Origin of the sequence: Pauljensenia sp. 20925_1_34, assembly GCF_041432775.1 — a bacterium.
Taxonomy (GTDB): Bacteria; Actinomycetota; Actinomycetes; order Actinomycetales; family Actinomycetaceae; genus Pauljensenia.
This window is the reverse complement of record NZ_JAPWAG010000030.1, coordinates 20,151-27,887: the sequence shown is the minus strand read 5'-3', so window position 1 is coordinate 27,887 and position 7,737 is coordinate 20,151. Positions and strand designations below refer to the sequence as shown.

Sequence of the window (7,737 nt, the reverse complement as noted above, 5' to 3'; positions counted from 1 at the left end):
GGCATAACGCTCACTGCCCGCGAATAGGGGGCGCATCGAGGAGGCCTCGGGGTCGCGTCCGCGATCCCGAGGCCTCCTGGCACAGTCGCCCGGTGGGCGAGGCCTCAGTAGTAGTAGGGGTAGTCCTCCCAGCGGGGCGCGCGGTGCTCGAGGAAGGCATCGCGGCCCTCCTGCGCCTCGGCCGTCATGTACGCCATGCGCGTGGCCTCGCCCGCGAAGACCTGCTGGCCCGCCAGCCCGTCGTCGGCCAGGTTGAAGGCGAACTTGAGCATGCGGATGGCCTGCGGGGACTTCGTCGCGATGGTCGCGGCCCACTCCAGGGCGGTCTCCTCGAGCTGGGCGTGGGGGACCGCGCGGTTGATGACGCCCCACCGCTCGGCAGTTTCGGCGTCGTAGCGCTCGGCGAGGAAGAAGATCTCGCGCGCACGCTTGTCGCCCGCCTGGCGGGCCAGCAGCGCCGAGCCGTAGCCGGCGTCAAAAGACCCCACGTTCGCGTCCGTCTGCATGAACGCCGCGTGCTCGATGGAGGCCACCGACAGGTCCGCCACGACGTTGAGGGAGTGACCGCCGCCCGCAGCCCAGCCGGGAACGGCCGCGATGACGACCTTGGGCATCGTGCGGATGAGTCGTTGGACCTCCAGGATGTGCAGGCGCCCGGCGCGCGCCGGGTCGATCTGCTCGCGCCGCTGCGCGGTGGCCGCCTCCGGGTCCGCCCCCTCGACCTCGTAGCGGTACCCATCACGGCCTCGGACCCTCTGGTCCCCTCCCGAACAGAACGAGTAGCCGCCGTCGCGCGCCGACGGGCCGTTGCCCGTCAGGATGACGGCCGCGACCGACGAGGTCTGGCGCGCGTGGTCGAGCGCCCGGTACAGCTCGTCGACCGTGCCCGGACGGAAGGCGTTACGAATATCGGGGCGATCAAAGGCAATGCGCACGACCGGCATGTCCGCGCCCTCGGGGCGACCGTCGGCCGCGGGGCCGCGCGAAATCCCGCGGTGGTAGGTGATGTCAGCGAAGTCGAATCCCTCAACCTCACGCCAGCGGGTCGGGTCGAAGGTGTCGGAGACAAAAGGAAGAGCACTCATGCCTCGGATTCTAATGGACGAGGCCGGGGCGGGCTTTCGGCACCGGGCCGGGTCTCGCAGTCGGCTGGGGAAGGGGGCGGAGGGCCGCGTGTCCAACCGGGGAGGTCGCCTGCGTGGCTGCGCGTCGCACCTGCTGGCAAGCTAACCGCACGGAATGACCGAAAGGCGAGAGGGTGTCTAGATGGTGATAACTAGTCACTTTTCCTGTGAGGTGTGAGATGTCTTTATTTGCCAGGTGTTTGGTAGGTGTTGAGAGTCTGTCACTTATTTATAGTTAGCGCAAAATGTCTTACAAGTGGTAGCGTGAAGCAGTTGAGCTTGAGGGCAGCATGCGCGACAATATTACCGATATGTAAGGAGGGGAGCGATGAACGCTTCGCAGTACGCCACGCTTATGCGTATTCCCATGCGTCAGTTGAGTCGTCAGACGCGCTACGCCCTCGAAGGTGTCGACGACATTCTCGTGTACAAGGTAGCGATGACCACACGCTTCCGTGGGGTGACTCGCCGCGAGGGCCTCCTTCTTCACGGCCACGCCGGATGGGGCGAAGCCGCCCCCTTCTGGAACTATGACGACGCCGAATCCTCGCGCTGGCTGGGCGCCGCCCTCGAGTCCGCGCGCCGCTTCCCGCCCGTGCCCCGGCGCAAGTACGTGCCCGTCAATGTGACCGTTCCAATTATCTCCCCCGAAGAGGCCTACGACCGAGTCAGGGCCTCCGGCGGGTGCGCGACCGCGAAAATCAAGGTCGCCGAACCCGGCGTGAGCATCTCGCGCGACTGCGCGCGCATCGCCGCCGTCGCCGACGCCCTGCGTGAGACCGTGGGCGGGCAGGCGATGATCCGCCTCGACGCCAACGGCGCGTGGGAGGTCGACGAGGCGCGCGCCGCCATCCCCGCCATGGCCGAGGCCGCCGGCGTCGTCCCCATCGAATACGTCGAACAGCCCTGCCTGACCGTCGACGAACTCGCCGAGGTGCGCCGCAGCGTCGACGTGCCCATCGCCGCCGACGAATCCATACGCCGCGCCGAAGACCCCCTCGAGGTGGCCCGCAAGGAAGCCGCCGACGTCGTCATCATCAAGGTCGCGCCCCTCGGAGGCGTGCGCTCCGCCCTGAAGGTCGCCCGCAAGTGCGGCCTCGGCGTCGTCGTCTCATCCGCCCTCGAAACGTCCGTGGGCCTGTCCGTCGGCGTCGCCGCTGCCGCCGCCGTGCCCGGCATCCCCCGGGCGGCCGGACTGGCCACGGCCTCGTTGCTCGTCGCGGACGTCACCACCCCCCTCGTGCCCGAGCGCGGCCGCCTGCCCGTGGGGCGCCTCGAACCCGACCTGGACCTCATCGGGCGCGGCCCGCAGGACTCCGACCTCGTGAGCCGCTGGGGAATGCGCCTCGAAGGCATGGCTGAGCACCTGGGGGCGGGATCCCGGTAGGCTGGGCCCATGCCCTCCGTCGACACCGCCCGCGCGATCCTGTCCACCCTGGATGACCTGGGCCTCACGCACGTCCTGTACTGCCCGGGCTCGCGCAGCGCGCCCTTCGCCTACGCCCTCGAATCCGGGGCGTTCGGCGGGCATGCCATGCCCGTCCTCGACGAACGCGGCGCCGGTTTTGCGGCCGTGGGCCTGGCCCGCACCGGCGCGCTGCCAGCCGTCATTGTCACCTCCGGCACCGCCGTCGCCGAGCTGACCCCCGCCGTCCTCGAGGCCTCCCACGCGCGCCTGCCCCTCCTCGTCATGAGCGCCGATCGGCCCGGCGAGCTGCGCGGCGTCGGCGCATCCCAAGCCACCTTCCAGTCCGGCCTCTTCGGCGTGCACGCGCGCGCCTGCGTCGACCTGGAACCGCAGGAGCCCTCGCGCGCGCTCGTCGGCCAGCTCTCGCGCGCCGTCGCTGCCGCCTGCGGGGCGCCCACCGGCACGCCCGGACCCGTTCAGATCAACGTCGCCTTCCGCGATCCGCTCACGCCGCAGTCGCGGGCGTCCGGTGCCGCGGGCGATTCGCAGGACGAGGCCATGGCCTCGTTCGTCCCGCGCCCGACCCGGGTGCAGCCCACCAGCGCCGCGCCCGAGCGCTGGGAGGACGTCGTAGGGGCCGCACGCGCCGGGCTGATCGTCGCCGGCGAGGGAGCGTCGCCCCTCGCAGCGCAGTGGTCGCGCGCCTCCGGGTTCCCGCTCCTGGCCGAGCCCGCCTCCGGGGCGTGGGCGGGCGGGGGAGTGACCCCCTACGAACAAGCCATCGTCTCCTCCCCCCTGGCGGGCGAGGTGGACACCGTCGTCGTGACCGGCAGACCCACCCTGTCGCGGCCCATCCACGCGCTGCTCGCGCGCCCCGACGTGCGCGTGGTCGTCGTCGACGCCCACGCACCCTGGGTGGACATCTCCGGCAACGCCTCCGTCATCGTTCCTGCCCTGGCCGCGCCCCTGCGGCCGACCTGTGGCGCCGAGTGGGCCGCCCGCGTGCACGCCGCCGCCGACGAGGCAGGCCTGCGCATCGACGCTCTCCTGGCCGCGGGGTCTGGGCGCACCATGCTCTCTCTGGCGCGCGCCGTCGCCTCGGTGACTCGCGGGCCCCTCGTGCTGGGGGCCTCTAACCCCGTGCGCGCCTTCGACCTGGCGGTTGAATCCCTGGCGGGCCGACCCGTGTTCTCAAACCGCGGCCAAGCTGGCATCGACGGCACCATTGCCACCGCCGTCGGCATCGCCGCCGGACTCGGCAGCGCCCGCATAGCCACGCCTGACCGAGCTGGCGAACCGCGCGACGATGCTCGCGGCCGAGCCCAGGCCTCGCGCGTTACTGCCGTCATGGGCGACCTGACCCTATGCCACGACGCCTCCTCGCTGGCGCTCGCGGCGGCCACGGGGGCCGAGCTTGACATCATCGTCGCCGACGACGAGGGGGGCGGCATCTTCGCCACCCTCGAGCATGGGAATGCTGCCACTCCCGAGGCCTACGACCGCTGGTTTGGCGTCGCCCAACACGTCAACTACGAGGCGCTCGCCGCCGCCTACGGCGTCGGCTTTGCGCGCGCAGCCACCCCGAGCGAGCTTGCCGCGGTTCTCGCTGATCCGCCGGCCGGGCCGCGCCTCATCCACGCGCCCGTCGAGCGGGCGGCCCACCTGTACGCGCAGGCGCGCAACGCGCTGAACGCCTCCTAGGTCGCGTGCGCGGGCCTGAGGGCTTCTACCGTCCGCGCTCTCCATGCACCGCTCCACCTTGGTACGGTTCCCCAACAATGTCGCACGTAATTCCTGCGTGAGTATTTCAAGATTTGAAATCGAGTTGTTGGAATTGCAACGTTTGTGGGGTTGGTTGAAAGTTGTAGTAAGGGAATTGCGTGCGAGATTTGGGGGGCCTTCGTTCGTGCGCGCGGTGGTACCCGCCGCATGCGCGGGTCCATCATTCAGGAAACTCACAGGGCGCTTCCAGTGCTCGTTGGAAGAAACGCCTCATACTGGTGAATAACTAATGAACTGACACTAGAGGAAACCATGACTGAGCCTCGTATTCCAGCCCCCGACACCGGCTCTGGCACCCAGCCCGCGCCCAGCTACCCGCGCTCCTCCTACGACGCCGCGTCCAGGCCTACTGTGGGTGGAGCGGCCGCCGCGCAGGCGCAGACCGAGCGTGACGCCCAGGAGATGCGCGCGGCCACAACGATCCCGGCACCCGCGCAAGCCGATCATGACGCCGCGTCCAGGCCTACTGTGGGTGGAGCGGCCGCCGCGCAGGCGCAGACCGAGCGTGACGCCACTCAAGAGATGCGCGCGGCCACAACGATCCCGGCACCTGCCACCCCCGCCGCCCCCGCGCACTCCGCGCCGGGCGCAGAGCGCGGCGAGGCCTCGGGCGGCACCTACGCGCCCCCCGCAGGAATGCCGGTCACCGGATACGCGGCCCCGGCCTCGTCCCCGGAACCCGGACAAACCATCATCATCAAGAAGCGCGGACCCGGGTGGGTCGCCCTGCTGGGCGCAATGCTCCTGACGATCGGCTTGACCCTGGGCGCGATGCTGTACGTGCGCCCCGAGCTGCTGCGCGTCGCCACGGCGGAGAACCTCAACAACGGCACCGTCGCGACCGTGCCCGCGTCGAGCGACGTCGCCGACTGGACCGCAGTCGCCGCGGCCGTGTCCCCCGCGGTCGTCACCATCCAGAGCCAGGGAGCGTCCTCGGGCGGCACCGGTTCCGGCGTCATCTACGACGCCCAGGGTGACATCGTCACCAACTACCACGTGATCTCCCCGGCAATCGACGGCGGCCAGCTTCAGGTCACCCTGGCGGACGGGCGCCTGTACGCCGCGCGCATCGTCGGCCACGACAAGACCACCGACCTGGCCGTCATCCGCCTGGAAAATCCGCCGTCGAACCTGACGGTCGCGCGCTTCGCGAGCTCGCAGAACCTCCAGGTCGGCGCCCCCGTCATGGCGATCGGCGCGCCGCTGGGCCTGTCGAACACGGTCACGACCGGCATCGTGTCCGCGCTCAACCGCCCCGTGGAGGTCTCCATGGACGAGGGCTCCGCCTCGCAGGATCAGACGCAGGCCTCCTCCGACCTGGTCATCACCAACGCGATCCAGATTGACGCCTCGATCAACCCGGGCAACTCCGGCGGCCCGCTCTTCGACTCGACCGGCGCGGTGATCGGCATTAACTCCTCGATCAAGTCGCTCGCCACCTCAGAGGATGGGCAGGCTGGCTCGATCGGCCTGGGCTTCGCGATCCCCTCAGACCTGACGGTGTCCATTGCCGAACAGCTCATCACCAACGGCTTCGCCTCCCACGGCCTGCTCGGCGTCACCGTCAAGGCCGCGACCGCCACCGTCGGCTCCGACACCTACGTCGGCGCGCAGGTTCAGGAGGTTTCCTCCGGCTCCGGTGCCGCCGCTGCCGGGCTGCGCGCCGGGGACGTCATCCTCAAGGTCGAAGGCCAGGAAGTCACCAGCCCCAAGCAGCTCATCGGCTATGTGCGCCGCTACAAGGCGGGCGACACGATCAACCTGACGATCGCTCGGGACGGCTCGACTCAGGACGTCGCCGTTACGATCCAGGGTTCCTAATTCGCGCTCGTCATTGACGAGGCCCGCCGTCCCCTCGTGGGATGGCGGGCCTGTGCGTGTGGCGGGGCGGGGGCAGGGGCGTGTTGCGTTGCTGGGCCTGCCTCTGGCGTGGGGAGAGGCGCGGATGGCCTTGTTGTTTGGGCGCTCGCGGATAGGTTTCGTCTTCGCGGATAGGTTATCCACTCGCGGATAGGTTACGAAGCTATCCGTATGTTCATAAGCTATCCGCGTGCTCGTTACCTATCCGCGTGCCCGCTACCTATCCGTGTGCTCGTTACCTATCCGCGTGCTCGTTACCTATCCGCGAAGGAGAGCAACGAGCTTGAGCGCGCCAGCGGGCCGCCGTCACACCCCGAGGGCGTCCAGGAGCGGGCGCATCTTGGCCTCGGTCTCGGTCAACTCCAAGTCGGGGTCCGAATCCGGCATGATGCCTGCCCCGGCAAACAGGCGCAGGCGAGTCCCGGAGGCCAGGCCGCATCGCAGGGCGATCGCGAACTCGCCGTTGCCGGCCGTGTCGACCCAGCCCACCGGCCCGGAGTAGCGGCCGCGCTCGGTGTCCTCCAGCTCTTCGATGAGGCGCATCGCGGCGTCGCGGGGAGTGCCGCACACGGCCGCCGTCGGATGCAGGGCGGCGACCAGGTCCAGCAGGTGCGCCGACCCGAGCCGGGCGCGCACGTCTGTCGCCAGGTGGGTGACGTTGGGGAGGGTGAGCAGGAACGGGCCCTGTGTGCGCACGTCCAGGCACAGGCGCTCCAGGATGGAGGACACGGACTCCGACGCCAGTGCGTGTTCGCGCAGGTCCTTCGCACTCGACGCCAGGGCCTGCCCCTCGCCGGGCTGACACGTGCCTGCCAGGACGCGCGACGACGCGGTCCCGCAGGCGGCGGCGATCAGCATCTCCGGCGACGCCCCCACCAGCGAATCAACGCAGAAACGCCACGTCGACGGGTACAGGTCGCTCAGGCGTTCGAGCAGGAAGCGCTCGTCGAAGCCGTGCGGGCAGCGGATCGTCATGTCGCGCGCCATGACGGCCTTGTCGGCCGCGCCCTCGCGCAGGCGCGCCGCCATCGAGCGCACCGAATCGCGCCACTGGGTCCGCGACATCGACCCCTGGCCAAAGGTTAAAGACTCGGGCACGCGAGCGGTCGGCCGCGCTGCCGCCACGGCCTCGGACACGGCAGCCAGCGGATCCGGAGCATCCCCGATGCCGGCGGTGATCGCCCAACGCGCCCCGGCCTCGTCGATGAGGGTCAGAGCCGGGACGAACGCCACCGAGCGGGCGGGGGAGCGGAACGCGAAGGACGCGAACAGGACGGGGGAGGGGGCGCCCTCCTCCAGGGGCGAGGCCGGGGTGGCCTCCCACGCGCGGCGCACGCGGGTGATCGCGTCGGGGGAGGCGGACTCGAGCGTCACGGCGCGGCTCAGGCCGATCATGGAGCGGCGCTCGCCGAACCAGGCCGCGCCGCCCGATGAAGGGAGCAGAGAAGTCAGTGAGCAAGTAGACCCCGGGTGCTGCGGGGGCAGGACCAACGCCCGAAATACAAGGCGCGAGCATCCAAAGTCGTCATGCATGCGTCCAATGGTAGAAGCAGGGGCGGCGGC

At 70.1% G+C, this 7,737-nt stretch carries 5 protein-coding genes; 3 read left to right on the top strand and 2 right to left on the bottom strand.

All coding sequences use genetic code 11. The features are described 5' to 3' along the window. Positions 1-104: 104 nt before the first annotated feature. Positions 105-1,085 carry a 1,4-dihydroxy-2-naphthoyl-CoA synthase gene (locus O3669_RS09480; protein WP_295917789.1) on the bottom strand — a complete coding sequence of 327 codons (981 nt, stop codon included), beginning with the start codon at positions 1,083-1,085 and terminating at the stop codon, positions 105-107. Between the two features lie 367 nt (positions 1,086-1,452). Here O3669_RS09480 and O3669_RS09475 point away from each other — a divergent pair, with 367 nt between their 5' ends. The 3 genes from O3669_RS09475 to O3669_RS09465 all read left to right on the top strand — a co-directional run bounded on the left by O3669_RS09475 (position 1,453) and on the right by O3669_RS09465 (position 6,135). Continuing rightward, positions 1,453-2,511 carry an o-succinylbenzoate synthase gene (locus O3669_RS09475; RefSeq protein ID WP_371524497.1) on the top strand — a complete coding sequence of 353 codons (1,059 nt, stop codon included), beginning with the start codon at positions 1,453-1,455 and terminating at the stop codon, positions 2,509-2,511. 9 nt (positions 2,512-2,520) lie between these two features. Further along, entirely contained in the window at positions 2,521-4,233 is a 1,713-nt protein-coding gene (menD, locus tag O3669_RS09470; RefSeq protein WP_371524496.1) for a 2-succinyl-5-enolpyruvyl-6-hydroxy-3-cyclohexene-1-carboxylic-acid synthase, read from the top strand. 333 nt (positions 4,234-4,566) lie between these two features. Next, on the top strand, positions 4,567-6,135 hold the full coding sequence (locus O3669_RS09465) for a S1C family serine protease (RefSeq protein ID WP_371524495.1): 1,569 nt from the start codon (positions 4,567-4,569) through the stop codon (positions 6,133-6,135). A 345-nt stretch (positions 6,136-6,480) separates the two neighbouring features. On the opposite strand, the gene O3669_RS09460 is transcribed toward O3669_RS09465, so the two are convergent. After that, positions 6,481-7,569 carry an isochorismate synthase MenF gene (locus O3669_RS09460; protein WP_371524500.1) on the bottom strand — a complete coding sequence of 363 codons (1,089 nt, stop codon included), beginning with the start codon at positions 7,567-7,569 and terminating at the stop codon, positions 6,481-6,483. Positions 7,570-7,737: the final 168 nt, after the last annotated feature.

What these genes read in the sequence shown, in the direction of transcription:
- O3669_RS09480 (WP_295917789.1), bottom strand. Translation starts at nt 1,085, where the DNA reads ATGAGTGCTCTTCCTTTTGTCTCCGACACCTTCGACCCGACCCGCTGG.
- O3669_RS09475 (WP_371524497.1), top strand. Translation starts at nt 1,453, where the DNA reads ATGAACGCTTCGCAGTACGCCACGCTTATGCGTATTCCCATGCGTCAG.
- menD (WP_371524496.1), top strand. Translation starts at nt 2,521, where the DNA reads ATGCCCTCCGTCGACACCGCCCGCGCGATCCTGTCCACCCTGGATGAC.
- O3669_RS09465 (WP_371524495.1), top strand. Translation starts at nt 4,567, where the DNA reads ATGACTGAGCCTCGTATTCCAGCCCCCGACACCGGCTCTGGCACCCAG.
- O3669_RS09460 (WP_371524500.1), bottom strand. Translation starts at nt 7,569, where the DNA reads ATGATCGGCCTGAGCCGCGCCGTGACGCTCGAGTCCGCCTCCCCCGAC.